22 protein-coding genes are annotated in these 26331 nt (G+C 67.3%); 8 read left to right on the forward strand and 14 right to left on the reverse strand.

Features of this window, described 5'->3' with window-relative positions; translation table 11 throughout:
• Positions 1-286 precede the first annotated feature (286 nt).
• A complete protein-coding gene (locus tag C662_RS08610; protein ID WP_002927484.1) occupies positions 287-706 on the forward strand; it encodes a DUF4395 family protein in 420 nt (139 codons plus the stop codon).
• Between the two features lie 133 nt (positions 707-839).
• On the opposite strand, the gene pqqE is transcribed toward C662_RS08610, so the two are convergent.
• The 6 genes from pqqE to nhaR form a co-directional block, all read right to left on the reverse strand.
• Positions 840-1994, reverse strand: a complete 1155-nt coding sequence (gene pqqE / locus C662_RS08615) for a pyrroloquinoline quinone biosynthesis protein PqqE (protein ID WP_002927486.1) — start codon at positions 1992-1994, stop codon at positions 840-842.
• Positions 1995-2003: 9 nt separating this feature from the next.
• Positions 2004-2285, reverse strand: coding sequence for a pyrroloquinoline quinone biosynthesis peptide chaperone PqqD (gene pqqD / locus C662_RS08620; RefSeq protein WP_002927490.1), 282 nt, complete (start codon positions 2283-2285; stop codon positions 2004-2006).
• Positions 2278-3081 carry a pyrroloquinoline-quinone synthase PqqC gene (pqqC, locus tag C662_RS08625; protein ID WP_002927491.1) on the reverse strand — a complete coding sequence of 268 codons (804 nt, stop codon included), beginning with the start codon at positions 3079-3081 and terminating at the stop codon, positions 2278-2280. The genes pqqD and pqqC overlap by 8 nt, the downstream gene beginning before the upstream one ends.
• Positions 3078-3992 (reverse strand): pyrroloquinoline quinone biosynthesis protein PqqB, encoded by a 915-nt coding sequence (pqqB, locus tag C662_RS08630; protein WP_002927494.1) that lies wholly within the window; start codon positions 3990-3992, stop codon positions 3078-3080. Before pqqB ends, pqqC begins: the two co-directional genes overlap by 4 nt.
• 121 nt (positions 3993-4113) lie before the next feature.
• Positions 4114-4188, reverse strand: a complete 75-nt coding sequence (gene pqqA / locus C662_RS20645) for a pyrroloquinoline quinone precursor peptide PqqA (RefSeq protein WP_002927495.1) — start codon at positions 4186-4188, stop codon at positions 4114-4116.
• A 215-nt stretch (positions 4189-4403) separates the two neighbouring features.
• A complete protein-coding gene (nhaR, locus tag C662_RS08640) occupies positions 4404-5417 on the reverse strand; it encodes a transcriptional activator NhaR (RefSeq protein ID WP_232433246.1) in 1014 nt (337 codons plus the stop codon).
• 36 nt (positions 5418-5453) lie between these two features.
• On the opposite strand from nhaR, the gene C662_RS08645 reads away from it, so the two are divergent.
• The 6 genes from C662_RS08645 to C662_RS08670 all read left to right on the forward strand — a co-directional run bounded on the left by C662_RS08645 (position 5454) and on the right by C662_RS08670 (position 13434).
• Positions 5454-6011, forward strand: a complete 558-nt coding sequence (locus C662_RS08645; RefSeq protein ID WP_002927501.1) for a hypothetical protein — start codon at positions 5454-5456, stop codon at positions 6009-6011.
• Positions 6012-6137: 126 nt separating this feature from the next.
• Positions 6138-6440, forward strand: coding sequence for a P-II family nitrogen regulator (locus tag C662_RS08650; protein WP_002927502.1), 303 nt, complete (start codon positions 6138-6140; stop codon positions 6438-6440).
• 82 nt (positions 6441-6522) lie between these two features.
• Positions 6523-7512, forward strand: a complete 990-nt coding sequence (gene pip / locus C662_RS08655; protein ID WP_002927503.1) for a prolyl aminopeptidase — start codon at positions 6523-6525, stop codon at positions 7510-7512.
• 154 nt (positions 7513-7666) lie between these two features.
• On the forward strand, positions 7667-9865 hold the full coding sequence (locus C662_RS08660; protein ID WP_002927504.1) for a TonB-dependent receptor family protein: 2199 nt from the start codon (positions 7667-7669) through the stop codon (positions 9863-9865).
• A gap of 208 nt (positions 9866-10073) precedes the next feature.
• A complete protein-coding gene (locus C662_RS08665; RefSeq protein ID WP_002927505.1) occupies positions 10074-10682 on the forward strand; it encodes a LemA family protein in 609 nt (202 codons plus the stop codon).
• Between the two features lie 13 nt (positions 10683-10695).
• Positions 10696-13434 (forward strand): DUF6498-containing protein, encoded by a 2739-nt coding sequence (locus C662_RS08670; RefSeq protein WP_002927509.1) that lies wholly within the window; start codon positions 10696-10698, stop codon positions 13432-13434.
• A 33-nt stretch (positions 13435-13467) separates the two neighbouring features.
• Here C662_RS08670 and C662_RS08675 read toward each other — a convergent pair whose 3' ends face one another.
• From C662_RS08675 to C662_RS08690, 4 genes are all read right to left on the reverse strand, one after another.
• The gene (locus C662_RS08675) at positions 13468-15468 is read right to left on the reverse strand and encodes a sigma-54-dependent Fis family transcriptional regulator (protein WP_002927512.1); all 2001 of its coding nucleotides are present in this window, start codon (positions 15466-15468) and stop codon (positions 13468-13470) included.
• 174 nt (positions 15469-15642) lie between these two features.
• On the reverse strand, positions 15643-16023 hold the full coding sequence (locus C662_RS08680) for a DUF779 domain-containing protein (protein WP_002927521.1): 381 nt from the start codon (positions 16021-16023) through the stop codon (positions 15643-15645).
• A 95-nt stretch (positions 16024-16118) separates the two neighbouring features.
• A complete protein-coding gene (gene adh / locus C662_RS08685; protein ID WP_002927522.1) occupies positions 16119-17639 on the reverse strand; it encodes an aldehyde dehydrogenase in 1521 nt (506 codons plus the stop codon).
• Positions 17640-17849: 210 nt separating this feature from the next.
• Positions 17850-19043 carry a porin gene (locus C662_RS08690; RefSeq protein WP_002927529.1) on the reverse strand — a complete coding sequence of 398 codons (1194 nt, stop codon included), beginning with the start codon at positions 19041-19043 and terminating at the stop codon, positions 17850-17852.
• Positions 19044-19347: 304 nt separating this feature from the next.
• Here C662_RS08690 and C662_RS08695 point away from each other — a divergent pair, with 304 nt between their 5' ends.
• Entirely contained in the window at positions 19348-20280 is a 933-nt protein-coding gene (locus C662_RS08695) for a ketopantoate reductase family protein (protein ID WP_002927536.1), read from the forward strand.
• 12 nt (positions 20281-20292) lie between these two features.
• On the opposite strand, the gene gabD is transcribed toward C662_RS08695, so the two are convergent.
• The 4 genes from gabD to C662_RS08715 are packed head-to-tail and all read right to left on the reverse strand — an operon-like array spanning position 20293 to position 26318.
• The gene (gene gabD / locus C662_RS08700; protein WP_002927539.1) at positions 20293-21750 is read right to left on the reverse strand and encodes an NADP-dependent succinate-semialdehyde dehydrogenase; all 1458 of its coding nucleotides are present in this window, start codon (positions 21748-21750) and stop codon (positions 20293-20295) included.
• A gap of 35 nt (positions 21751-21785) precedes the next feature.
• Complete coding sequence (locus tag C662_RS08705) at positions 21786-22736, reverse strand: diguanylate cyclase (RefSeq protein WP_002927541.1); 951 nt, start codon at positions 22734-22736, stop codon at positions 21786-21788.
• Positions 22733-25780, reverse strand: coding sequence for a hybrid sensor histidine kinase/response regulator (locus C662_RS08710; protein ID WP_002927543.1), 3048 nt, complete (start codon positions 25778-25780; stop codon positions 22733-22735). Before C662_RS08710 ends, C662_RS08705 begins: the two co-directional genes overlap by 4 nt.
• A complete protein-coding gene (locus tag C662_RS08715) occupies positions 25773-26318 on the reverse strand; it encodes a YfiR family protein (protein ID WP_037984350.1) in 546 nt (181 codons plus the stop codon). Before C662_RS08715 ends, C662_RS08710 begins: the two co-directional genes overlap by 8 nt.
• Positions 26319-26331 lie beyond the last annotated feature (13 nt).

The following is a 26331-nucleotide window of genomic DNA, read 5'->3' on the forward strand; positions in this document are numbered from 1 at the left end:
TAGGAGCGGCGCCAGCCGCGAGGGGTTGAAGGCGATGGGCGTCGAGCGGGTGCGATGAAAGGCTCGCGGCTGGCGCCGCTCCTACGGGAGAGTGCCGCGGTGTCCGTTCCCGCCGTAGGAGCGGCGCGAGCCGCGAGGGGTTGAAGGCGATGGGCGTGGGGCGGGTGCGATGAAAGGCTCGCGGCTGGCGCCGCTCCTACGGGAGAGCCCACCGCGGCGATGCCTTGATAAATCAGAATTCGCTGATATACTTCATGACAACCCAACTTCCACTCGAGGACCTGTCATGCTGCGCTTCGACATCGCCCCCGTCTGCTCCAACGCCTATCGCTTCCAGGCCGCTGTCACCCTGGCGGTGAGCGCCATCTACTTCTTTACGCCCTACCAGTGGGTAGCGATCATCCTCGCGCTGGGCGGTGCACTGCGCGGCTTCGTGTCACCCCACAAGTGCCCGTCCTATCTCGCTTTCTCCGCCCTCACCCGCAAGCTGGGCATGGCCAAGCCGATCAACGCCGGGGCCAAGATGTTCGCCGACAAGCTGGTGGCGATCGCCGGCACGATCATGTTCGTCACCTGGCTGATGGGCTCTGAGATCGGCCTGATCCCGGCCGCCGTACTGATGGTGTTCGCCTTCATCGACCTCGTCAGCGGCTTCTGCGCGGCGTGCTGGGCCTACGCCATGTGGTACAAGGTGCGCGGCACCTGATCCGCTCCGGCGGCATCGCACACTGCATGAAGCAAAGCCCGGCCAACGTGCCGGGCTTTCTGCTTCTGCCGGCCAACACCGCAAGACAGGGCGCTAGGCCGGCATCCGCGCCCGGAGCCGGGCTGGACGGCGCTCACTTCATCCCGGCCAGCCCGGCAAGGCGCCGCCGCGACTCCTCAGGCCCGCGGAACACCAGCGGCTTCGCCACCACTGCAACCTCGCCGCGCTCGGCGCGCACCACGGCCTCCACCACCTTGTGGTGCGCGGGCGACTTGTCGCACACCGGGTCGGCTGCCGCGGGGTCGCCGGTGAGCATGAAGGCCTGGCAGCGGCAGCCACCGAGATCCTTCTCCTGCTCCGGGCAGCTGCGACAGGGCGCCTTCATCCAGCCCTTGCCCCGATAGCGGTTGAAGCCCTCGGAGTCGAACCAGATGCTGCGCACGTCCAGGTCGCGCACATTGGGGAAGGCGAGACCGGGCAGCATGCGCGCTGTGTGGCAAGGCAAGGCGGTGCCGTCGGGGGTGATGGTGAGGAAGACGTTGCCCCAGCCGTTCATGCACTTCTTGGGCCGCGTCTCGTGATAGTCGGGCACGACGAAGAAGATGCGGATGCGCTCGCCGTAGTGCTGGCGGCGCTCGTTGGTGACGCGCTCGGCGCGCTCGATCTGTTCGCGCGAGGGCAGCAGCTGGTCGCGGTTGAGCATCGCCCACGAGTAGTACTGGCTGTTGGCGAGCTCCAGGTACTCGGCGCCGAGCTCGACCGCCATGTCGATGATGCGGTCGATGTAGTCGATGTTGAGGCGGTGGATCACGCAGTTCATCACCATCGGCCAGCCGTGGTCATTGATGGTGGCGGCCACCTTCTGCTTGAGCTCGAAGGTGCGGGTGTGCGACAGGAAGTCGTTGAGCTCCCTTGTCGAGTCCTGGAACGAGAGCTGGATGTGGTCGAGGCCGGCGTCCTTGAGCGCCCGCGCGCGCGCATCCGTGAGGCCGACGCCCGAAGTGAGCAGGTTGGTATAGAAGCCGAGCTTGTGCGCCTCCGCGACCAGCACCTCGAGGTCGTCGCGCAGCAGCGGCTCGCCGCCGGAGAAGCCGCACTGCACACTGCCCGCTGCGCGTGCCTCGCGCAGTACGCGCAGCCAGTCGTCGGTGCACAGTTCGTCCGGCGCATGGGCGAAATCGACCGGGTTGTAGCAGAACACGCAGTGCAGCGGACAGCGGTAGGTCAGCTCGGCCAGCAGCCACAGCGGCGGGCCGGGCTGGTGTTTAACGACTTCGGGCGCATTCATGGCCTCACCTCACATATCGATCCACTGCTGCTTGCGCGCCAGCTCGAGAAAGGCAACGACGTCGGCTTCGAGCCCGGCGGTGGCGAAAGCCTGCTCCAGGTCGGCGACCACCTCGGCGACGCTGCTCACACCGTCGCAGCGGCGCAGGATCTCGCCCGCGCTCTGGTTGAGTTTGACCATGCCTTCCGGGTAGAGCAGCACCCAGGCCTGCTGCGCCTCTTCCCACTGCAGGCGGAAGCGCTTGGAGACGCGCGGCGTGGCGGTCGCGCCGATCGCCGAGGTGTCACTCATCGTGCGCCCCCTTGCGCGGGCCCACGATCGCCACCTTGCATTGACTCAGCATGATGGCGTCGGCCATCGCCCACAGCACGTCGAGCTTGAACTGCAGGATGTCGAGCGCGCGCTGCTGCATCGCCCGGCTCTGGCTGAAGTAGTCGAGCGTGAAGCGCAGGCCGTGCTCGACGTCGCGCCGCGCCTGGGTGAGGCGGTTGCGGAAGTACTGCAGGCCGGCGGTGTCCACCCAGGGGTAGTGCGTCGGCCAGGTGTCCAGGCGCTGATGGTGGATGTGCGGCGCGAAGAGCTCCGTGAGGCTGGAGGCCACCGCCTCCTGCCAGGGGCGCTGGCGGGCGAAGTTGATGTAGGCGTCGACCGCGAAGCGCGTGGCCGGCGCGACGAAGCGCAGCGAAGTGACGTCGTCGCGGCTGAGGCCGGTGGCCTCGCCGAGCCGGATCCAGGCCTCGATGCCGCCGGGGTCCTTGATGTCCCCGATCTCGAAGCCGTCGTGGTCGAGGATGCGCTGGATCCATTCGCGGCGGATCGCGCGCTCCGGGCAGTTGGACAGGATGGCCGCGTCCTTCACCGGGATCGAGATCTGGTAGTAGAAGCGATTTGCCACCCAGCCCTGGAGCTGTTCGCGGGTGAGCTTGCCCTCGGCCATCATGACGTGGAAGGGATGGTAGATGTGGTAGCTCGTGCCCTTCTCGCGCAGCAGGGCCTCGAACTCTTCGGGAGACCATGGCGGCTGATCGCCGGTACTGGTGATCAGCGCCGCGGTATGTTCGATGCTCGATTGTTCGATGTAGCTCACAGCGCGATCTCCATGCCGTCGAAGGCGACCTCGATGCCGTGCGCAGCCAGTTCGGCGCGCTCGCGGCTGTCCTCGTCGAGGATCGGGTTGGTGTTGTTGATGTGGATCAGCACCTTGCGCGTAGTCCCCGGCAGCCTGTCCAGCCACTCGAGCATGCCGCCGGGGCCGGATTGCGGCAGGTGGCCCATGGCGCGCGAGGTCTTCTGCGAGGCGCCAAGGCGGATCATCTCGTCGTCGGTCCACAGCGTGCCGTCGACCAGCACGCAATCCGCAGCCTGCATGGCGGCCCACACGTGGGGCTCCATCTCGCCCAGGCCGGGGGCGTAGAACAGCCGCTTGCCGCTCGCCGCATCGACCAGGGTGACGCCGATGTTGTCGCCCGCCTGCGGGCAATCGCGGTGCGGCGAGTACGGTGGCGCGTTGCTGGTCAGCGCCAGGGCCTCGAAGCCGAGCCCGGGCGCGCCGTCGATGGCGAAGCGCGTCTGCAGCGGCAGCTCGCGCCAGGCGATGCCGCTGTAATGGCCGAGCACGCCGAACACCGGGTTGCCCACCGACAGGTCCTCGCGAACGCAGGCGGTGCACCACACCGGCCATGGCTGGCGGTGCTCGCGCAGCATGTAGAGGCCGGTGGTGTGGTCGATCTGGGCGTCGATCAACACGATCGCGGCGATGCCGGTGTCGCGCAGCGCACGCGCGGGTTGCAGCGCGGGAAAGCTGCGGATCTGCTGCAGCACGTCGGGGGATGCGTTGAACAGCACCCAGTTCTCGTCGTCACCGCTGACGGCGATCGACGATTGGGTGCGGGCCTGGGCGCGGATACGGCCCTTGCGCAGGCCGTCGCAATTGGGACAGTTGCAATTCCACTGCGGGAAGCCGCCACCGGCGGCGGAACCGAGCACGCGGATCTTCATCGGTTCTCCTCGGGCCACGCGCTGGCCGGGTCGACCCGTGCGGGCCATGCACGCACAGGGCGCGCACGCAAAAAGGGCGACACGGCGCGGGGACACGCACCGTGTCGCCCCGGATCACGCCTTAGCGGTTGGCGATGTACATGGTGATTTCAAAGCCGAAGCGCATGTCGCTGGCTGCGGGGGTTTCCCATTTCATGGTCGTCTCCTGTCTCGTCTCTGGGTGGGATCGGCACCGCTTGTCGGCACCGCCGACCGGTGAGCCGACCGTGTGAGTAAGATTGGCTGGACGAGGAATAATTCGCATCACGAAAGTGCGGAAGCTGGCCTCATGAAAATCTTGAGCCCCCCTCGCCTCGAGTCCCTCGCGCTGCGGGCGGTTCAGGCCCGGGGGCATTCCGTTGCTCCGTTTGCCTACGCAGCGTATGGCACGAACAGTGCCGTGCGTGCAGCCTCGAGGACGGCACGTACTGCGGGTTGCTTGACGTGGCGTTCGGTGCTGATCAGCCAGAACGCTTCGCGCACCTGCTCCACCCGCCCCACCTCCCTGACGCCATAGCGGGCGCCGATCTCTTCCGAGAGGATCGCAGGTGCCGGGAAGAAGCCTTCTCCCGCCTGGGCAAAGGCCTTCATCAGCGCACTATCGTCAAACTCCCCGACCACCTGCGGCGACAGGCGTGCTTCGCCCAGCCAGCGCTCGATCTCGCTGCGCACCGCCGCATTCGGCCCCGGGAGCAGGAGCGGAGCCCCATGCAGGCAACCCGGGAAGGCTCCGCAGCGATCCGCCAGGGCCGGAGCGGCCAGGAAGGACACGGCGCTCTCGCCCAGTTTGTGGCTATGGCAGCGGACCGAAAGCCCCGCCGGCATGGGACGGTCAGCCAGCACCATATCCAGGCGATGCAGCGCCAGTTCGCCGAGCAGCCAGTCGATCTGCCCTTCGCGACAGATCAGCCGGACCGGCTCGGAGAGCGCCTTCAGCGAGGCCAGCAGCTGACGGGTGAGCGACTTGGGCACGACCACAGAGACGCCGACCCTGAAGGCGGGCAGCGCGCGGCAAGAGTGCGCGCGCAGCGACGAGAGCATTTCATCGCCCAGGGCGAACATCTCGTCGGCAAACGAGAGGGCGATCCGCCCCGCTTCGGTCAGTTCGAGCCCGCGGCCCGCCGGGCGCAGCAGAGGCACCCCCACCTCCTCTTCGAACAGGTTGATCTGGGCGCTGACCGTCTGCGGCGTCAGATGCAGGCGCTTCGCTGCGCTAGCGACGCTGCCGGTATGGGCGACGGTCCAGAAATAGCGGAGGTGTTTGAGGTTCATGAGCGTAAAGGATTCGTAAAAATCTGCGCGTTCATAAATATTAATCGACTTTATCTGATTGATTGAGCTTGTCAGAATTTCCGGCAGGAAGGCGACGACCCATCCCAGGGTCATCCAGGGCCGAGAGCAACGACAGGAGGGCGTACGTCAATGGACTGTGCTGTACACGAAAGCGCCGTAGCGGCTTCGACTCATCGAAGCCGTGACGCCGCGCTGCTGAGCGCACCGGAGGAGCTGGAATGCCTGCGCCACGAGCTGACCGGCTTGCTGTCGGTCCTCGGCAGCCGCAAGCCCTCGGTCCGCATGCACGATGCCCTGCTCGGCCTGTGGATCGACTCGCAGGGGCACACAGGCATGCCTGACATGCGGATGTGCAAGGTGCAGCCCGCTGGCGGTCACGACCTGCGCATGGTCGAGGCGATCAGCGCCGATGGCGTCTGGATGCTTTTCCATCTGGACCAGAAGACAGACGGGCCATCGCGCGCTGATCTCCTTGCATGCGTGCTGGAAGCATTCGGGCACGATGAGCATCGCGGCACGAGCGGGCGCTTCGTCCCGATATTCGGCGCCGATGCTCAGCCCACCGAGGTGCAGCAGGAAATGGAGCACCTGAGGCGCCTGCATGGCGATCTGACGCTGGCACCTCGACGCCCCGACCTCTCACCCTGGCACGGACGAACCGACATCCGGGCACGCCCCGCGGCCTGACGAACTGGCGTCCGCACCGATCCCACCCTGTTCCCGCCGCTGGCCTCGCGGTAGTATCCCACCCAGGGTTGCGGGCCTTGCCCCTGCCCTGACCGCGGAGCCCTTTCCAGACTCGAGACCGAACCGATGAACCGCCATGTGCGCAAGCTGCTGACCATCGTCACCGAGGCCGCCCTCGAAAACCTGCTCGTCAAGGACCTGGAGCGTCTCGGCGCCCATGGCTATACGGTAAGCGATGCCCGCGGCAAGGGCGCCAGAGGGGCACGCACCTCGGCCTGGGACACGAGCAGCAACATCCGCATCGAAGTGGTGTGCGACGAAGCGACCGCCGATGCCATTGCTGCCCACCTGCAGGCCCACTACTACGACAACTACGCCATGATCCTCTTCATGGCAGACGTGACGGTAATGCGGCCGGAGAAGTTCTGACCGGCTCCGGCAAGGCGATCGCAGCGGCCGCTGTGATGTCCTGCGCCCGCGCGCCCAGCCATACCGATCACACCGAGCAGCCTTGCCGCCAGACGCCCCGCTCTTCCCGCCCTTGCCACCCCTCGCCCACGGCGTGCTAGACGTCGGCGACGGTCATCGCCTGTACTTCGAACGCTGCGGCCATGCCGAAGGCCTCCCCGTACTGTTCCTGCACGGCGGACCGGGGAGCGGCTGCAGCCCTCGCCAGCGCCAGCTCTTCGACCCTGCGCGCTTCCATGTCGTGCTCTTCGACCAGCGCGGCTGCGGGCGCAGCACACCGCGCGGCGACTGCCATGCCAACACGACCCGCGAGCTGGTCGAGGACATCGAGCGCCTGCGCTTGCACCTTGGGATCGAGCGCTGGCTGGTCTTTGGCGGCTCGTGGGGAGCCGCACTCGCCCTGGCCTACTGCAGCGCGCATCCGCAAGCCTGCCTGGGCGCCATCCTGCGCGGCAGCTTTCTCTGCGGGCAGGCCGACCTCGACTGGTTCTTCGGCGCGGAAGGCGTGGGTGCAATCTGCGCCGAGGCCTGGTCAGCGCTGTGCGCAGCCCTGCCCGAGGCGGCCGAAGGGCGCGCCCTCGCCGCTCTGTGTGCCGCGCTGGGCGGCCCCGACGCGCAGGCCGCTGCCCGTGCGGCGCTGGCCTGGGCGGCATGGGAGAACGCCGTGATCGCGCCGGGGCAAGCGGCCCCCGCGCCACCCGCGCGCGACGATGCCGCCATCAGGGCACTGATCGACAAATACCGCGTGCAGGCACACTACCTCGCCCACCGCTGCTTCCTCGACGAGGACGGCGTGCTCGAGGCCGCTCGCCGCATCACCGCCATGCCCACTGCGCTGATCCATGGCCGGCTCGATCTGGTGTGCCGCGCGCGCAATGCGCTGCGCCTGCACCGTGCCCTGCCGGGCAGCCGCCTGCGCCTGGTCGACGGCGCTGGCCACAGCCCGTTCGAGCCGGCAATGGCGGCGGCACTGATCGGGGCCCTCGAGCACTTCGCCGTCCATGGCGACTTCAGCCACTGGCGCACGGACTGAGGCGATGCCGCCACTTTTACGCTGCACACCGGGCACGTGTGGAGCGGGCGGCTAATGATTTTCTGTAGGTGGCGCTCGGGCTTGCCATGAGGCGGGCACTGCCGGCCATCGGCGAGAATCGGGGTCAAGCCAAGACCCGCAAAGGATTCCGACCGTGACCGCCACACCCCGCGCCGTGAGCACCCCTGCCCCCCGACCCATCGCCCGCCTGCTTCGACTCGGCATCCCTGGCGCCTTGGCGGGCTTCGCCTGTGTAGCCGGCGCGCAAGACGCAGCAACGGCCGATCAAAGCGCCGTCACGCTCAATCCGGTCGTGGTCACCGGTAGCCGGGTCGAGACCAACAGTTTCGATCTACCCTTCTCGGTCGATGCGGTCGACATGCGCGCCAACCAGGCGGGCAACCTCGGCGTGAATGCCTCGGAGGCACTGGCCGGCGTCCCCGGCCTGGTCATCCAGAATCGCCAGAACTACGCCCAGGACCTGCAGATATCGGTGCGCGGCTTCGGTGCCCGCGCCGCTTTCGGCGTGCGCGGCGTCAAGCTGATCGCCGACGGCATCCCCGCCAGCAACCCGGACGGCCAGGGCCAGGCCGCCACCTTCAACCTCGACACCGCCGAACGCATCGAAGTGATGCGCGGCCCCTTCTCCACCGTGTACGGTAACCACGCGGGCGGTGTCATCCAGCTCTTCTCGCGCACCGGCGAAGGCGCACCGCGCATGCGCGCCAGCGTGCTCGGCGGCAGCTGGGGCACGACCAAGATCGGCGTCGGCCTGGAGGGCGAGCAGTCCGGCGTCGGCTTCATCGTCGATGCCTCGCGCTTCGACACCGATGGCTACCGCGACCACAGCAAGACCCGGCGCGACCAGGGCTTTGCCAAGCTCAGCTTCCGCCCGGACGAGGACAGCACGCTGACGCTGGTGGCGAACGGCCTGCGCCAGCCCGACACCCAGGACCCGCTGGGGGTGACGTGGGCAAGCTACCAGAACGACCCCCGGTCCTTGACGATCGACCCTGCTGACACGGAAACGCCGAAACGCCCCTTTGCCGTGCGCTATAACACGCGCAAGAGCATCCACCACCTGCAGGGTGGCGCAACCTACGAACGCCGCTTCGGCGAGGACAGGCTGCAGCTTTCGGCCTACACAGGGCGGCGCAGCGTCACGCAGTATCAGTCGATTCCCACCGGGCCGCAGGGCAACGCCCGCCACGCCGGCGGCGTGGTCGATTTCGACCGCGACTTCTACGGTCTCGGCGCACGCTGGATCGCCCAGCGCAGCCTCGGCGACGGCGAACTGACCCTCACCGTCGGCCTCGACTACGACCGCTCGGAGGACGACCGCCGCGGTTACGAGAACTTCATCGGCACCACGCTCGGCGTCAAGGGCAATCTGCGCCGCAAGGAAATCGACACCATCACCAGCACGGACCCCTATATCCAGGCCCTGTGGAAGCATGGCCCCTGGCAGTGGTCGGCGGGCGTCCGCCACTCGCGGGTGGCGTTCAAGGTCGACGACCGCTACATCGTGGGCATCAACGGCGACGACAGCGGCAGCGCGCGCTACAGCGAGACCACGCCGGCCCTTGGCGTGGTCTATGCACTGAGCCCGGTCACGAACGTCTATGCCAGCGCCGGCCTGGGCTTCGAGACGCCGACGCTCAACGAGCTCTCCTACTCACCGGCTGACGGTTCCTTCAACCTCGGCCTGAAGCCCTCCACCAGCCGGCAAGCCGAACTGGGCATCAAGACCTTCGTTGGCGACTCGACGCGCGTCAATGCGGCCGTGTTCAGGATCGAGACCGAGGATGAGATCGTCGTTGCGCGCTCGATTGACGGGCGCACGACCTTCAAGAATGCCGGCAAGACCTTGCGCCAGGGCCTGGAGCTGGCGCTCGAGTCCGAACTCGCGCACAACTTGACGGCACGCGCCTCATTCACCTATCTGAAAGCCGAGTACGACGAGGCCTTCACCACCCGGATCGGGATGGCCGACGTCACGATCCCGGCCGGAAACCGCCTGCCAGGCATTCCCAAGCTCAGCGCCTATGCCGAGCTCGCCTGGAAACCGATCGAAGCGGTCACACTCGCGGGCGAGGTGATCTACCGCGACAAACTCGAAGTGCATGACCGCAACATCGACAGAGCGGCACCCAGCTACACCTTGTTCAACCTGCGGCTCTCGGCGGAACAGCAACAGGGCCCATGGACGTTTGGCCAGCTGCTCCGCATCGACAACGTGTTCGACCGCAAGCACGTCGGCTCGGTCATCGTCGGCGACAGCAACGGCCGCTACTACGAGCCCGGCCCCGAGCGCAGCTGGTACGCGGGGGCGAGCGCAAGCTACCGCTTCTGATTGCGGCGGCGTGGTGGAGTCCCTGCGCCACCACCTTCAAGAGCTCGCGGCTGGCGCCGCTCCTACAGCGGGCGACGTGCGTGAGGGTTTCCCGTAGGAGCGGCGCCAGCCGCGAGGGGTTGAAAGCGATGTGCCTTGGGAGCATGAGCACCCGCACGCAGTCACGGCCGGAATTCTGGCAGGATACCGGCTCAAGGAGGGCAAGCTCATGGAATGGATCATCCTCGCGCTGGTGGCCGGCGTCATCGGCTACGGCATCGTCATCTACAACGGCCTGGTGGTGCTGCGCAACCGGGTCAGGAACGCCTTCTCGCAGATCGACGTGCAGCTGCAGCGGCGCTACGACCTGATCCCCAACCTGGTCGAGACCGCCAAGGGCTACATGGCGCACGAGCGCGAGACGCTGGAGGCGGTGATCGCGGCGCGCAACCGCGCCCACTCCGCCGCCCAGCGCGCAGCGGGCACCTCGGGCGCTGACGCTGGCGCACTGGGTGCCGGCGCGGTCGGCGAGCTGGCGAGCGCCGAAGCCGCACTGGGCGGGATGCTCACCCGCTTCTTTGCCCTCGCCGAGGCTTATCCCGACCTCAAGGCCAACCAGAACATGGCGCAGCTGCAGGAAGAGCTGGCCAGCACCGAGAACCGCATCGCCTTCGCCCGCCAGGCCTACAACGATGCGGTCATGACCTACAACACGCGACGCGAGCAGTTCCCCGACAGCATCGTTGCCAACAGCTTCAACTTCACGGCCGCCGAACTCTGGCAGCTGGAGAACGCCGAGGCGCGCCAGGCGCCGCGGGTAAGCTTCGGCAACCGCTGAGCCCGGCGGGGCGATGGACTTCTTCGCCGAACAGGACCGCGCACGCCGCGCCGGGCGCTGGCTGCTGCTCGGCTTCGGCTGCGCGCTGGCCGCGTGCATCGTACTGGTCTATCTCGCGCTGCTGCCGATGACCGCAGGCGAGTACGGCGAGGAAATCGCCTTGTGGCAGCCCGGCCTGTTCCTGATCGTCGCGCTGGCGGTAGGGGGCGTCATCGGCGGGGGCTCGGCCTGGAAGGTCGCCGCGCTGGCCGCTGGCGGCGGCGAGGCGGTGGCACGCACGCTGGGTGGGCGGCTGGTGGCACGCAATACCACGGATGCGGCCGAGCGCCGGCTGATCAACCTCGCCGACGAGATGGCGATTGCTGCCGGTATTCCGGCGCCACCGGTGTATGTGCTGGAGGACGAAACCGCGATCAACGCCTTTGCCGCCGGCGACCATCCGCGCGCGGCAGTGGTGGCGGTCACACGCGGCGCACTCGACCGCCTCACCCGCGACGAGCTTCAGGGCGTGATCGCCCACGAGTTCAGCCACATCCTCAATGGCGACATGCGACTCAACATGCGCCTCGTGGGGGTACTGCACGGGCTCTTCATGCTCGCCGGTGCCGGGCGCGTGCTACTGCGCAGCGGCGGCGGACGCAGCTCGGGCAAGGACAAGAATGGCCTCGTCGTGCTCGGCCTGGTGCTGGTGGTGGCCGGCTATCTCACCGGGCTTGCCGGCCGCCTGGTGCGTGCCGCAGTGTCTCGCCAGCGTGAATTCCTCGCCGATGCCTCGGCGGTGCAATTCACCCGCAACCCGCAAGGCCTGTTGGGCGCCCTGCACAAGGTGGCGCAGCAGGCCAGCGGCCTGGCGCACGGCCAGGGCGAGGCGGTGAGCCACATGCTGTTCGACGGCCGCAGCAGCGCCAGCGCCCTGCGCAGCGCGGGCGGCCTGCTCGCCACCCACCCGCCGCTGGCCGAGCGCATCCGGCGTCTTAGCGGCGGCCGCGTGGCGGCCCCGGACCTTGCCGACGCAGTCGCTGCGACGACACCCGCAACGGCCGCCAGGGAGATGGATACCCTCGCACCTGCCGGCCTGGTCGAGCCCGCGGCGCCGGCCAGCGCGTCGATCGCCTTGCCGTCCGCCCCCCCTGCCCCGGCGATGAGCGCGAGCCCAAGGGCAACACTCGAGCTCGTCCCGCTCGCCTTCGCGTCACCACCGGCAGCAGCCCTGGAGGCTGCACAGCACACGCTCGACGCCCTGCCCGGCGCGTTGCGCCACAGCGTTGCCAGTCCGGACGGCGCAGCTGCAGTCGCACTCGCCTTGCTGTTCTCCCGCGACCCGCAGCGCCGCACCCTGCAGATCGCCGCGTTGGCGAGCCACAGCGAGCCGACACGCGCCACCGCGGCCGCCGACGCCACCGGATCGCTGCCACCAGCAGGCCAGCGTCTGGCGCTGATGGAGCTCGCCCTCGGCAGCCTGCGCGAACTCCCGCGCAGCGCGCGCGAACGCCTGCTCGGCCAGGCCAATGCCGTGGTGGGCGCCGGCGGCAGCGGCAGCCTGTCCGCGTTCCTGATGCTGCGCCTGCTGCGTGACGCCCTGCTGCCACGCACGCCGCAACCGCTGCGGGTGTCACCGCAGGCGCTCGGGGCACACTGCACCCTGCTGCTGTCGGTGCTCGCTCATGCCGGACAGCGCGAACCCGAGGCCGTACGCGCAGCCTTCGCCCGCGGCGCGGCCCTCGCTCCCGCGGACGGCCTGACCGGGCCGCTGCCGATCGCGCAGATCCGCATGGATGCGCTCGACCAGGCGCTCGATGCCCTGGCCGATACGGCGCCGGGCTATCGCCGCCGGCTGGTGGAGGCGCTCGACGCCAGCGCACGCCACGACGCCCACATCACCCCGGGCGAAGCAGAACTGCTCGCCGTTGTCTGCGGTGCGCTCGACTGCCCCCGGCCGATCACCAGCGCAGGGGCATGCGCTGCGGATGCTGCCGCCCAGCCAACGTCCACCGCACTGCCTGCTCTCGCGCTGGATGCCAAGGCCGCACCGGCTGACGTGCTGTCCCGGGCCGATCGCGCGCCCATCCAGGCCCTGGTGGCGGCCAACCTGGTGCCAGTGTTCGGCGTGCTCTTCCTCGGCTGGGAGGCGCAGACCCTATTGCTCGTTTACTGGCTGGAGAACCTGGTGCTCGGCGTCTACACGCTGGTACGCATGGTGCGGGCGGGTGGCGTGCGCGCCTTCTTCGAGCCAGGCCTGTTCTTCATCTTCCACTACGGCTTTTTCTGCGCCGGGCACGGCATGGTGCTGATGGGCATCGCCACCATGGCCGGAATGCCGGGCGACGTGATCGAGCCCTACGTCGGCCCGGTGGAGTGGCCCGGCCCCTTCGTGGTCTTCCAGCACCTGTTCGGGATCCTGCAGTGGATCGCGCATGAGCAGATGGGCATGGTGGTGGCGACGATCGGCTTCTTCATCAGCCACGGCTTCTCGCTCGTCACCCACCACTTCGTGCGCAATGAGGACGCAGGCCGCAAGCTCGCGGAGATCATGTGGGATCCCTACAAGCGCATCGTGGTACTGCATGTAGCGATGATCGCCGGCATGTTCGTGGTGATCCTGTCGGGTGGCGGCTCGATCGCACCGGTCCTGCTGATACTCGTCGCCGGCAAGATCGCGCTCGACATCCGCCTGCACCGTGCAGCCCACCGGGCAAGGCTGACAGCTGCGCTCGGGCGGCCGGACACGGCCGACAACACGTCATCCGATTGAGCCTCGCGAAGCAGGGAGCCCAATCGGAGCGCGTCAATAATCGCAGCCCATGCGCCGGTACAAGGTATTGCGCGCAACCCCGAGGTGACGCGCCGCAGCCGACAGGTTGCCCTCGAAACGCTCGAGCGCTTCGCGGATCATGGCGTCATCGATGTCCTTGGGGCGGCGGCCGCGCAGCGGCAAAGTGGCCGGGGACATCGCCGACGCGCTTGCGGGGGCTGCGGCTGCAACACGCGTGACCGGCGATGCCCCCTGCACTTCCTCGGGCAGGTGCTCGGGCAGAATGCGCTCCTCATGGGCATCGAGCAACGCGAGCGCGACCTCGAGCACGTTCTGCAGCTGACGGATGTTGCCTGGCCAGGCATACGCTTCGAGCAGACGCATGGCTGAAGGGTCGACCGTAATGGCGCGCGGTTCGGGGTGATTGCTGCTGCCATCGATCAGGCGGCGCACGATCTGGTGCAGGTCGGTGCGCTCACGCAGCGGCGGCAGCATTGCTGTCAGGCCATTGACGCGGTAGTACAGATCCTCGCGGAACTGCCCCGCTCTGGCCAGATCACCCAGGTTGCGGTGCGTTGCGCACAGTAGGGCGATGTCGACCGCCACCGGTTCGCTGCCGCCCACCGGCTGCACGCAGCGCTCCTGAAGCACACGCAGCAACCGGGCCTGCATGGCCAGCGGCATGTCGCCGATCTCGTCAAGGAAGAGCGTGCCGCCATCGGCCTGCTGGATACGGCCGATGGCGCCCTCCTTGCGCGCGCCGGTAAAGGCGCCGCCGACATAGCCGAAGAGTTCGGATTCGATCAGGTGCTCGGGAATCGCCGCGCAGTTCACCGCGACGAAGGGGCCGTCCGCACGCGGCCCGCTGTTGTGACAGGCACGGGCAAGCAACTCCTTGCCCGAACCCGACTCGCCCTGGATCAACACCGGGATCTTGCGCCCGATCACCTTGGCGCAACGGTCGAGGGTGAACTGAAGCCCCGCATCGCCTGTGGCCAGGGTCTCGAGCGTGATGCGCTGACGTGCCGAACGCGATGGATCCTGGCCCTGCGCGACGCGGGCGCGAGCGCTCGACGCGGCATGGGCGTTCGCGCTCCAGGCGGGACTGACCCGAACCCGCGCGAACATGCGCGCTCCATCACGCAACTCGAGCTCCATCAGCGCAGCCGGGTCGCGACCCGCACGGCTGATGACCGTGCCGAAGCCGCTGCGGAAGAGGTTGCCGAACGCCCCCAGACGTCCGATACGGCGATCCTCTATCCCGAGCAGCATGCGCGCCTGCCGATCTGCCGCCACGATCTCACCATCCGCATCCACTGCGAGCAAGCCCTCCTGTAGCCCACCCACGCCCTCGGGACGGTTGTGGAAGGCAAAAAGGGCATGACGTGCATGTTCGCTCTCGAACATGCGGCGTTCGACCAGCCTCACCCCCATGCGAGCCAGACCCAAGGTATGTGGCTGAGGCTTGCGGTGGTCGCCGGAGATGTCGAGCGCCCCCAGCAAGACGCCCTTGGAGTCGAAGATGGGCGCCGCACTGCAGGTCAGTACGCCGTTGCACTCGAGGTAGTGCTCGGCACCGAAGATCTCCACCGGTGCGCGCTCGATCAGGGTGGCGCCGATGGCGTTGGTGCCGCGCTGGCATTCACTCCAGCTCGCGCCCGGCTGCAGGGCCACACGGCTGGCGCGGTCGACGAAGGACGGGTCGCCGATACCGTGCAGGATCAGCCCGCTGGCGTCGGCAAGCAGCACCATGCTGCCCGAGGCGCGGATCTGCTCGTAGAGGTGCTCCATGACGCCGCCGGCATGGTTGAGCAGCGTCAGATTGCGCTCGCGGGCAAGCATCAGGTCGGCGCGCGTGGTATTGGCTGGCCGGCCGCGCTCGCCGATCTCCAGCCCCAGGCGCTGGCAGCGTTCCCAGGAACGCAATACCGAGGCCGAAAGCCCGCCCTCGGGCAGATCGCCACGCTCCAGGTAACGCCGCCGCAAGGACTCGAGCTCGCCCCCTTGTGCCGCACGCACATGCATCTGACCCATCTTTTCGTCTCCCCTGTCGCCGGGTGTCTACGGCGCCTGTAGCAGACGCGCTTGCGGACCCCGACGATGATCATTCGAGCCGGATTGTGCCACCTTGGCGCACCCCGCTTCAGAGAAGGACTAAAGCAAGAAAAATACCTGCAGGCGGCTCACTGCCCGTACGGCGGGCTGCTCCTAGCGCCCGAGCCTGCGGTCCTCCGCCTGGACTTCGGCAAACTCCTCGTCGGTAAACAGTCTCGATCGGGTATGGAAAGCCTTGCCAGTGTTGCCCTCGAGTGAAAACGTGCCGCCATGGCCGTCGACCACGTCGATGATCAACTGCGTGTGCTTCCAGTATTCGTATTGCGAGGCGCTGATGTAGAAGGGCACACCGCCGATGTCCCCCAGATGGACATCGTAGGGCCCGATGGTGAGGTCCGTGGGCAGATAGCAGTTGGCAGCGCTGTTGTCGCAGCAACCGCCGGACTGGTGGAACATCAGTTCCGGGCCATACTCGGCCTTGAGCCGCTCGATCAACTCGAGCGTCGCAGGGGTGGCAATGACGCGTTCGACCATGTCGTGTGCCTCCGGCATGAAAAAAAACGGGGGCGGTCACCCGCCCCCGGCAAGTCACCCGCAAAGAACGGGCAGAGGGAGAAACACGGAGCAGATCAGAAGAAGCCGAGCTTGTTCTCGCTGTAGCTCACCAGCAGGTTCTTGGTCTGCTGGTAGTGGTCGAGCATGACCTTGTGCGTCTCGCGGCCGATGCCCGACTCCTTGTAGCCGCCGAAGGCCGCGTGCGCCGGGTAGGCGTGGTAGCAGTTGGTCCACACGCGACCGGCCTGGATGGCCCGCCCCATGCGATAGGCCACGTTGCCGTTACGGCTCCACACGCCAGCGCCCAGGCCATACAGGGTATCGTTGGCGATCTCGAGCGCTTCGGCCTCGTCCTTGAAGGTGGTCACCGCGAGCACCGGCCCGAAGATCTCTTCCTGGAAGATGCGCATCTTGTTGTGGCCCTTGAACAGCGTGGGCTGGATGTAGTAGCCGTCGGCCAGGTCGCCACCGAGTTGAGCGCGCTCGCCGCCGATCAGCACCTGGGCGCCTTCTTCCTTGCCAAGCTGCAGGTACGACTGGATCTTGCTCATCTGCTCGGCAGAAGCCTGCGCGCCCATCATGGTGTCGGTATCGAGCGGGCTGCCCTGCTTGATGGCGGCGACACGCTTGAGCGCACGCTCCATGAAGCGGTCGTAGATCGACTCCTGAATCAGCGCGCGGCTCGGGCAGGTGCACACCTCGCCCTGGTTGAAGGCGAACAGCACCAGGCCCTCGATCGCCTTGTCGAGGAAGGCGTCGTCCTTGTCCATGACGTCGGCGAAGAAGACATTGGGCGACTTGCCGCCCAACTCGAGCGTGGCCGGGATCAGGTTGTTGGCGGCGGCCTGGGCGATCACGCGGCCGGTGGAGGTCGAGCCGGTGAAGGCGATCTTGGCGATGCGCTTGCTGGTGGCGAGCGGCATGCCGGCCTCGCGGCCGTAGCCATTGACGATGTTGAGCACGCCCGGCGGCAGCAGGTCGGCGATCAGCTCCATCAGCACCAGGATCGAGATCGGGGTCGATTCGGCCGGCTTGAGCACCACGCAGTTGCCCGCACCCAGCGCCGGCGCCAGCTTCCACGCCGCCATCAGGATGGGGAAGTTCCACGGGATGATCTGGCCGACCACGCCCAGCGGCTCGTGGATGTGGTAGGCCATGGTGTTCTCGTCGATCTCCGAGATACCGCCTTCCTGCGAACGCAGGCAGCCTGCGAAGTAGCGGAAGTGGTCAACCGCGAGCGGGATGTCGGCGTTGAGCGTCTCGCGGATCGGCTTGCCGTTATCGACGGTCTCGGCATAGGCGAGCAGTTCGAGGTTGGCTTCGAGGCGGTCGGCGATCTTGAGCAGGATGTTGGAGCGGGTGGTAGCGTCGGCCTTGCCCCACTTCGGGAAGGCGGCGTGCGCGGCGTCGAGCGCGAGTTCGATGTCCTCGGCGGTGGAGCGGGCCGCCTGGGTGTACTTCTGACCGGTGACCGGGGTAACCACGTCGAAATACTGTCCCTTGACCGGAGCCACCCACTTGCCGCCGATGAAGTTGTCGTAACGGGACTTGAATTGAACCTTGGCGTCGGCTTGGCCGGGCAGTGCATACAGCATGGTATGGTCTCCTCAATCTTGAACGTGTGCGGGCGGGTTGCCTCGAGTGATACTAAGCAGGCCTCGTGCCAGCTCTTAAAATCCAATAAAATCAGCAGCTTGAGCGGTCGTTAAGGTTTTTATGTGTTCATGATGTGCGACTAATATTGCCCGGACCGCTCCAAGTGCTCCATAAATGCGGGCAACTTATGGAGCAGTCCGATACAGCGCTCAGAAGAACAGGATGCCGCCCAGGGAGATCGTCCGCGTCTTCAGATCGCCCGGGAAGATGTCGCTGCCCTCGCCTTTCTCCTGGTTGTATTCGCCCACGAGCGTGATGTACTTGTTCAGGCTGTGGTAAACGCCCACGGTGGCCGAGCGGAACTTGTTGGTGTCGGCAAGCAGTCCGCCACGGTCGCGGTTCTCGCCGAAGTTGAGGCCGAACTTGGTCTTGCCGACGGTGTAGGTGCCCTGCAGGAAGTAGCCCTTACCATCGGTCTTGGCAAACGGCGAGAAGTACATGGCACCGACGGTGGACAGGCCCAGACCGCTGGCATCGAAGCCATAGGCCACGGCCTCGAAGGCGCCAATGCCGACCTTCGCCCCCAGTTCGAAGCCGCTGGCGTTGAAGCTGCCGGTGCCGCTGGTGCGCTGGTGGACTGCACCCAGCCAGACCGAGCCCTTCGCCGTGCCCGCCTCCCAGTCATAGTTCGCCATGGCCTGGAAGCCAGGGTCCTTGGTCTCGCTGCCGGCGAACTTGTTGGGATCGAAGATCCCGAACGAGGCCGACAACCCGCCCTTGGTCGGCGTGGTGTAGGTGATCTGCGGCTGGAAGCCGGTGTACATGTAGCCGTGGCCGATCATGCCGAAGGTGGTGTTGAAGGGCGTCGAGGCGTAGCTGTTGCCGCCGAGGCCGAGCAAGGTCATGTCGGAGAGGATGATCTTCTGCCCGAACAGTCCGATGTCGCGGCCGAACTTGATCGTGCCCCACTCGGCATTGCCGAACTGGAAGTACAGGTTACGGGTGTCGATCTGGGTGAAGGGGCTGTCGCAGCCCGTAGCCCCGCCACACCCCGGATCGCTCGGCAGGCCGACGACGTCGGACTTGTCGTTGATGCCCGGCGCGAAGCCGACATGGGCCTTGATGTCGAGCCCGTCGACCTTGGTGGTGAACACGAAGTTGATCCAGCCCGGCAGCAGGCCGTTGGTGAGCGCCGAGTTGGTGGTCTTGACCCCGCCCGACTCTGCGCTGCGGTGCGAGTAGAAGCCGTTGATGGTGCCGTTGATGTCGAGCGTGGCATCGCCCTGCGAAAAACTCACCGCATGGGCCGGCCCCATGCCAAGCGCCAGCAAGGCCCCGGTCAGCAGGCTCAGGCGCTTGCCTCCGGTGGCACGCAGGCCCTTGCGCGTCGTCGTGTTATCCATTGTTTCCTCCTCGAGAGTGGTGATCTTGTCGTTTGCACTGCAGGGCCGGGGCAAGGCACCGGCCTGGTGCGGGCAAGTGCAATCGCTGTGCCATGCCGCGACAAGTCGCGCCAGACAAGGGGTTTCAGGTCATAGGTGTTCGCCCCCTCTGTTCCAGATGCTCCACAGAAACGATGTACCCCCTTGATCCGAAACGAAACTTCGGAACAGAAATGCGCGGCTGCGGATAAAATCGCATTCGCATGCATACGGTCTCTTACGACTGCATGCGCGCGCCCACTCCACGCCCTGATGCCAGTCCTCGATGACGACGTTCCAGCCCTTGATCGCCGCTGCCGCCTCTCCCAGCTCGCAAACCATTCCTTACCCTGCCCGCTATCCCGTTGCCATCATCGGAGCCGGCGCGCTCGGGCTCAGCTTTGCGGCACGCATTGCGCGCACGCTGCGCGTGGCAGTGGTCGCACGCGACCGCGCTGCAGCCGCCAGACTGCGCCAGGGGGTGCGCGTAGGCGATACGCTCTTCCAGCCCGAGGCGTGGGCGCCTGAAGAGGCGCCGCAGGCTGACTGGGTGATCGTGCTGGTCAAGACCTGGGACACGGCCGCAGCTGCACGCAGCGCTGCGCGCATGCAGCCCCTGGGGGTGCTGTCCTTGCAGAACGGACTGGTCGAGCCGGTGCTGCAGGCTCACTGCCCGCTGCCGCGGGTCGCGCAGGGCATCACCACAACGGGGGCGTTTCGCGACGCGAGCGGGGTGACGCCATCAGGCGACGGCGAGGTGCTGGTGCCGCCCGGCTTCGAGGCGCTGGCGTCCATGCTGGCGCGGGCGGGGCTGGACGCTCGCGTCGAGGACGACATCGTCCCCGCACGGCTGACCAAGCTGCTCGTCAACCTCGCCATCAACCCGCTTGCCGCCTTGTTCCGGGTACGCAACGGCGAGCTGCTCGAAGCCCCTTACCGGCTCTGGCTCGATGCGTTGGTTGCCGAGGCCTGGCCGGTGTTGTGCGCCGAAGGCCTGGCGCTGGACGAAGCTGCAGCTCACGCACGAGTGCGGGCAGTCGCACAGGCCACCGCCACCAACCGCGCGAGCATGCTGCAGGATGTGCTCGCCGGCAGGCCGACCGAACTCGACGCGATCACCGGCGTGCTGATCGAACTGGCCGCACGCCAGGGCGCGGCCGTACCGACGCACCGCGCGGTGCATCGGCTGCTCAGCCTGGTGGAGGCCCCCGCAGGCTGAGCCCGGCGGCGTTCAGCGAATGCCGCCCATGCACAGGTACTTGATCTCGACGAAGTCGTCGATGCCGTAGCGCGAGCCTTCGCGGCCGATGCCGGATTCCTTGACGCCGCCGAAGGGCGCAACCTCGGTCGAGATGATGCCTTCGTTGATGCCGACGATGCCGTACTCGAGCGCCTCGGCCACCCGCCACACGCGCGCGATGTCGCGGGCGTAGAAATAGGCGGCAAGGCCGAACTCGGTGTCGTTGGCCATGCGCACGGCCTCCTCCTCGCTATGGAAGCGGAACAGCGGCGCCACCGGGCCGAAGATCTCCTCGCGCGCGACGCGCATCTGCGCGGTCACGCCGGTGACGATGGTGGGCTCGTAGAAGTTGCCACCCAGGGCGTGGCGCTTGCCACCGCACAGCACCTGCGCGCCCTTGTCTACGGCGTCCGCGAGCAGTTCCTCCACCTTGGCGACGGCATCGGCATTGATCAGCGGCCCTTGCTGCACCTCGCCAGACAGGCCCGGGCCGACCTTGAGCCTGGCCACCGCCTCGGCGAGCTTGGCGGCAAAGGCGTCGTAGATGCCGTCCTGCACCAGCAGGCGGTTGGCGCACACGCAGGTCTGGCCCGCGTTGCGGTACTTGGACGCCATGGCCCCCGCTACGGCGGCGTCGAGGTCGGCGTCGTCGAAGACGATGAAGGGCGCGTTGCCCCCCAGTTCCAGCGCCACCTTCTTCACCGTGCCCGCGCACTGGCGCATCAGCAGCTTGCCGACCGCGGTCGAACCCGTGAAGGACAGCTTGCGCACCACCGGGTTGGCTGTGAGTTCGCCGCCGACCTCGGGCGCACGGTTGGTGGTGACGATGTTGAGCACCCCCGCTGGCAGGCCGGCACGCTCGGCCAGCACGGCGAGCGCGAGCGCGCACAGCGGGGTATCTTCGGCCGGCTTGATCACCATCGTGCAGCCGGCGGCAAGGGCGGGGCCGGCCTTGCGCGTGATCATCGCGATCGGGAAGTTCCACGGCGTGATCGCCGCCACCACGCCGATCGCCTGCTTGACGACGACAATGCGCTTGTCAGCACCATGGGATGGAATCACGTCGCCATAGATGCGCTTGCCTTCCTCGGCAAACCACTCGATGAACGAGGCGCCGTAGACGACTTCGCCGCGCGCCTCGGCCAGCGGCTTGCCCTGCTCGGTGCTCATGAGCACGGCAAGGTCTTCCTGATTGGCGAGTATGAGCTCGTACCAGCGCCGCAGGATGGCAGCGCGTTCCTTCGCCGTACGCGCGCGCCAGGCCGGGAGCGCCGCATCGGCAGCAGCAATGGCGCGACGGGTTTCGGCCGCACCCATGTCAGGCACGCTGCCGACGCGACTGCCATCAGCGGGATTGGTGACGTCGAAGCTGCCGCCGTCGTCGGCGGCCAGCCATTGGCCATCGATATATGCCTGCGCACGCAGCAGGCCAGTGTCGTTCAATTGCATGTCCGTCCTCGATATAGGGTTTGGTTGAAGCCTCGTCAGGCCGTATCGGCATCCGTCGGCATATCTGCTGCCCCGCCCGCGACCACGGGCGCCGACCACACGACCCGGTTGCGGCCGGCACGCTTGGCTTCGTAGAGCGCGGCGTCGGCTGCAGCGAACAAGCCATGGTCCGGTTCGATCCGCCCGGGCAGCGTGGTGGCGCCGCCCATGCTGACCGTAAGCGGGAGTTGCAGCCCGCCCGGTGCCGGCACATGCTGCGCCTCGACGTCACAGCGCGCCGACTCGGCAAGTGCCTGCGCGCCTTCCATGGCAATCCCCGGCAGCAGGATGACGAACTCCTCGCCACCATAGCGACAGACGAAATCCGCCGGCCGGCGCAGGGCACGCTGCAGCGTCAGCGCAATACGGCGCAGCACCTCGTCGCCCTCGGTGTGACCGAAGTCGTCATTGAAGCGCTTGAAGTGGTCGATGTCGATGACGACCAGCGAGATCGGCTCTTGCGCACGCAGGCAGCGCCGCCACTCGAGCTCGAATACCTCGTTGAAGCGACGGCGGTTCGGAATGCCGGTGAGGCTGTCGAGCATGGCCAGTTGCTCGAGCAGACGGCGCTGATGCACGGATTGCAGGTGGTTGCGCACGCGAACGCGCACGATCGGTGGATGGAAGGGCTTGGCGATGTAGTCCACGGCGCCCAGCTCCAGTCCTTTCTCCTCATCGATGGTCGAGTCCAGTGCGGTTATGAAGATGACCGGAATGTCACGCGTGGCATCGTCGTGCTTGAGCTGGCGCAGGACCGCATAACCGTCCATGCCCGGCATCAGGACGTCGAGCAGGATCAGATCGGGCAGGTGGGCACGCGCGCGCTCCAGGGCTTGCTCGCCGTTCTTGGCGAGGATCAGCCGATAGTCCTCGCCAAGAAGCTCGGTCAGCAGGTTGCGGTTGTGCTTCTCGTCATCGACGATGAGGACGGTGAATTCGGTGGTCATGATGGTATCCGTTCGAATTCGGGACGAAGCGCATCGAGCAGCGCACGTGCACGCTCGTACTCGACATCCTCGACGAGTTCGCGCAGGTCTGCCAGGCGTGCTTCGTACGCGCTACCGCGCAATGCGTCGGCCAGCTCGCCGACCAGGGTCTCGGCTGCAGCATCGTGCCGCGCCAGACGTTCATCGAGCCGGGCGGCAGTCGCAAGCAGGTGCTGCAGCGTCGGCGGTGCAGCCGGCGGCTGGACATGCGCCCCGGCGTCTGCCTGCAGGCGGGCCAGCCCACGCAGTACGGTATCCAGCGCCGCCTGCAGCGCGGCCCGTGCCGCCTCGCCCGGCCACTGTCCGCGCTGTAGCTGTTGCTCGAGCTCGCGCGCGTGCATGGACACCTGCGAGGCGCCGATCGTAGCCGCTGCCGACTTGAGCGAATGCGCAAACCGGCGGGCCTGCTCGAGATCCTGGCGCTCGACCGCGTCGGCCAGACTCGATGCGGCATCGCCGAACTGGAGCCTGAAGCCCTCGAGGATCCTGCGGTACAGCCCCATCCGTCCCATATGGTTGGCCAGTCCGCGCACGGTGTCGACACCATCGAGCGCGGGCAGCGGCGTCTCGCTCGTCGGCTGCTGGAGCGCAGGGACAAGGCCCGGAGCCGGGCTGCGCGGGGTCACCCACTTGAGCAATACGGCATAGAGGGCATCAGGGTCGATCGGCTTGGTGAGATGGTCATTCATGCCCGCACCGAGACTCTGCTCGCGACTGCCGCTCATGGCATGCGCGGTCATGGCGATGACCGGCAGCGCGCGCAGGCGTGCATCGCTGCGGATCAGCCGGGTCGTCTCCAGGCCATCGAGCACGGGCATCTGGATGTCCATCAGGACCAGATCGATGCCTTCGCGCGCCAACCGGTCAAGCGCTTCGCGGCCGTTTGCGGCCTCTTCGACCTCGAGTCCGGCGATGGAAAGGAACTCGCGCGCCACCTCGCGGTTGAGCGGGAGGTCATCGACCACCAGGATACGCGCACCGCGCACCGCCTCGAGGGCTGCCACCTCGTGCAGCACGCCGGCCTCGCGCCGGGCACTGCCCACCGCACGCGGTTGCGCGGCCTCGGCAAGTGCATCCAGCAGCCCCTCCGCGGTCGCGGGCTTGACCAGGACGGCATCAACGCCACACTTGATCAGCCGCGGAGCGACCGCCTCGTAGGTGCCCAGGGTGATCGCAAGCACGAAGGCCGGGCGCGCCCCGGGAAGCGCGAGCGCCTGCATGCGCTCGGCCAGCTGCAACCCGTCCATGCCTGGCATCTGCCAGTCGGCGACGATGAGATCGAACGCGCGCGGCCCCGTTGCCGCGCTCTGCAACAGCGCCAGGCCGGCCTCGCCTTCCACACAAGCCTCGGCCTCGATACCGTTGCGCTGCAGCAGTTCGACGAGTACAGCGGCGGCGGTGGCATTGTCATCGATCACGAGGGCACGCCCGAAAGGCTGGTTGGCACGCCCGTGCCCGCTCGCACCCGCCACCGCGGCCAGGGGCAGCTCGACACTGAACGCAGCCCCCTGGCCGGGTTCGCTGTCGAGCGCTATCGTGCCCTCCATCATCCGTACCAGCTGGACACAGATCGACAGGCCCAGACCGGTGCCACCGAACCGGCGTGTCATCGAGTCGTCGACCTGCGAGAAGGGGTCGAACAGGCGCTCGCGTTGCTCGGGATCGATGCCGATGCCGGTGTCGCGAACCACGAAGCGGATCAAGGGAGGCCTGCCTTCCTGTGCCACGAGCCCGACCTCGAGCACGACCTCACCTTCGGCAGTGAACTTGATGGCGTTGCCGAGCAGATTGATCAGGACCTGCCCAAGGCGCAAGGGGTCGCCGATGACCCGGCGTGGGACCTCGGCGCCAACGCGGTGGATGAGTTCGACGCCCTTCTCCTCCGCCCGCAGGGCAACGACCCCAAGGGCGCGCTGGCAGACCTCGCCGAGGTCGAAGGGGATCCGCTCCAGGGTGAGCTTGCCGGCCTCGATGCGCGAATAGTCGAGCACATCGTCGATGACACCGAGCAAGCTTTGCGAGGACGCGAGCAATTTGTCGATCTGATCGCGCTGCGGGCGCGACAAGGGACTGCGCTGCAGCAAGCGCCCGAGGCCGACGATGGCGTTCATCGGCGTACGGATCTCATGGCTCATGCGCGCAAGGAAGGCCGACTTGCTGCGATTGGCCTCGCGCGCATCTGCGATTGCGCGCTCGAGCGCTCGCGTCCGTGCGTCGACCAGGCGCTCGAGATTGCCACGGTACTGCTCGAGTTCGGCATCGCGCGCCTGGATGGTATCGATCAACGTATTGAAACCACGCCCAAGGTCGGCAATCTCGGTACCGCCGTCCGGGCGTACGCGCTCGCTCAGCCGGGTGTCGGCTGCCAGCCGCCGCATCAGCGCCCCGAGCTCCGCCACCGGCACGAGCAGGCGATGCAAGACCCGCCAGGTCAGTGTCACCGAGACGGCGAGGACCAGCAGCAACACCGCCAGCGAATCGCGCAGGGCGCGCGCGGACAAGGCCTCGATCTGCTTCAACGAGCCCAGCAGCTCGACCCGTGCCACGACACGCTGGCCTTCGAGAATCGGCGCCCAGGCGGCAATCACCCGGTCGTGAAAGACATGCCCCGCTGGGGTGGGACGCAAGGCCGGCACGAAGTCGTCGGCGGGATACTCGTGCGTGTCATCGGCATAGCGCGCGAAGTTACGGCCATCCGCAAGCACGACACGCGCCTCGAACACGAAGCGGCTGTTGGCCAGCGCGGACAACAGCCGCTCGGCCTCGACGGCGTCGCCGAAGGAGACGGCCGCCACGGTGTTGGTGGCGATCAGTTCGGCCTGCGCCGACAGCGAAGCGGCCCACTCGCTGCGCAGCAAGCGCTGCTGCTGCAGGCTCATCAGCACGAGCACGAGGCTGGCAGCGAGGATCAACGACAGCGAGCCCAGCACCAGCAGGCGCCCGCGCAGCGTCTGCGGCAGCCAGGCCAGCGCCAGGCGCTGCCAGCCAGGCAGGTGCTCACTCATCGATGACCTCCGCCAGGCGCAGCAGCTGTGCCATGAACTCCACCCCAGCCTTGCGTGAGGCAACCCGGTTGATGATGATGGACAGTCCCTCGCGCCGCTCGCGCACGCCCAACTCCACCATGCCGCCCGAGCGCGCGAAGCCCGGGATGTCGGACACCGTGACCAGTCCAGGGCGGTTCAGCTCGGCGAGCACTGCTGCCACGCGATCGGCTTCGGAGCGGGCGATGAAGATGAAGTTGCAGTCCCTCGCCTCATGCGTCGAGCGCAGCAGTCTTAGCTTGCTCGCCAGCCCCTCGACCGGCGCCTCGGCCAGGCTGACCAGCGTTTGCTCGAGCGGACTGCGGCCGAGATGGCACAGCAGCACCGTATCGTGCCTCACCCCCGGCGCACGGTAGGTGAACAGCGGCAGCTTGTAGAACAGCACGGCCTTGAGCGCTTGTTCGGGCGCAGCCGCAGGCGTCTGCGCGCGCGCAGGCAATGCAGCCGTCACGCACGACAGCAGCGCTGCAAGCAGCACGGCACGAACCCGGAAAGGCATCTGCTTACGCACC

This window comes from Thauera sp. 28 (genome assembly GCF_000310145.2).
Taxonomy (GTDB): domain Bacteria; phylum Pseudomonadota; class Gammaproteobacteria; order Burkholderiales; family Rhodocyclaceae; genus Thauera; species Thauera mechernichensis.

Coding starts and splice junctions, on each gene's coding strand:
- C662_RS08670 (WP_002927509.1), top strand. CDS start 10,696: ATGGACTTCTTCGCCGAACAGGACCGCGCACGCCGCGCCGGGCGCTGG.
- nhaR (WP_232433246.1), bottom strand. CDS start 5,417: ATGACCCTGGGATGGGTCGTCGCCTTCCTGCCGGAAATTCTGACAAGC.
- C662_RS08680 (WP_002927521.1), bottom strand. CDS start 16,023: ATGGTCGAACGCGTCATTGCCACCCCTGCGACGCTCGAGTTGATCGAG.
- pqqE (WP_002927486.1), bottom strand. CDS start 1,994: ATGAATGCGCCCGAAGTCGTTAAACACCAGCCCGGCCCGCCGCTGTGG.
- C662_RS08690 (WP_002927529.1), bottom strand. CDS start 19,043: ATGGATAACACGACGACGCGCAAGGGCCTGCGTGCCACCGGAGGCAAG.
- pqqB (WP_002927494.1), bottom strand. CDS start 3,992: ATGAAGATCCGCGTGCTCGGTTCCGCCGCCGGTGGCGGCTTCCCGCAG.
- C662_RS08650 (WP_002927502.1), top strand. CDS start 6,138: ATGAACCGCCATGTGCGCAAGCTGCTGACCATCGTCACCGAGGCCGCC.
- C662_RS08675 (WP_002927512.1), bottom strand. CDS start 15,468: ATGGGTCAGATGCATGTGCGTGCGGCACAAGGGGGCGAGCTCGAGTCC.
- C662_RS08710 (WP_002927543.1), bottom strand. CDS start 25,780: ATGAGTGAGCACCTGCCTGGCTGGCAGCGCCTGGCGCTGGCCTGGCTG.
- C662_RS08715 (WP_037984350.1), bottom strand. CDS start 26,318: ATGCCTTTCCGGGTTCGTGCCGTGCTGCTTGCAGCGCTGCTGTCGTGC.
- adh (WP_002927522.1), bottom strand. CDS start 17,639: ATGCTGTATGCACTGCCCGGCCAAGCCGACGCCAAGGTTCAATTCAAG.
- gabD (WP_002927539.1), bottom strand. CDS start 21,750: ATGCAATTGAACGACACTGGCCTGCTGCGTGCGCAGGCATATATCGAT.
- pqqD (WP_002927490.1), bottom strand. CDS start 2,285: ATGAGTGACACCTCGGCGATCGGCGCGACCGCCACGCCGCGCGTCTCC.
- C662_RS08705 (WP_002927541.1), bottom strand. CDS start 22,736: ATGACCACCGAATTCACCGTCCTCATCGTCGATGACGAGAAGCACAAC.
- C662_RS08695 (WP_002927536.1), top strand. CDS start 19,348: ATGACGACGTTCCAGCCCTTGATCGCCGCTGCCGCCTCTCCCAGCTCG.
- C662_RS08645 (WP_002927501.1), top strand. CDS start 5,454: ATGGACTGTGCTGTACACGAAAGCGCCGTAGCGGCTTCGACTCATCGA.
- C662_RS08610 (WP_002927484.1), top strand. CDS start 287: ATGCTGCGCTTCGACATCGCCCCCGTCTGCTCCAACGCCTATCGCTTC.
- C662_RS08665 (WP_002927505.1), top strand. CDS start 10,074: ATGGAATGGATCATCCTCGCGCTGGTGGCCGGCGTCATCGGCTACGGC.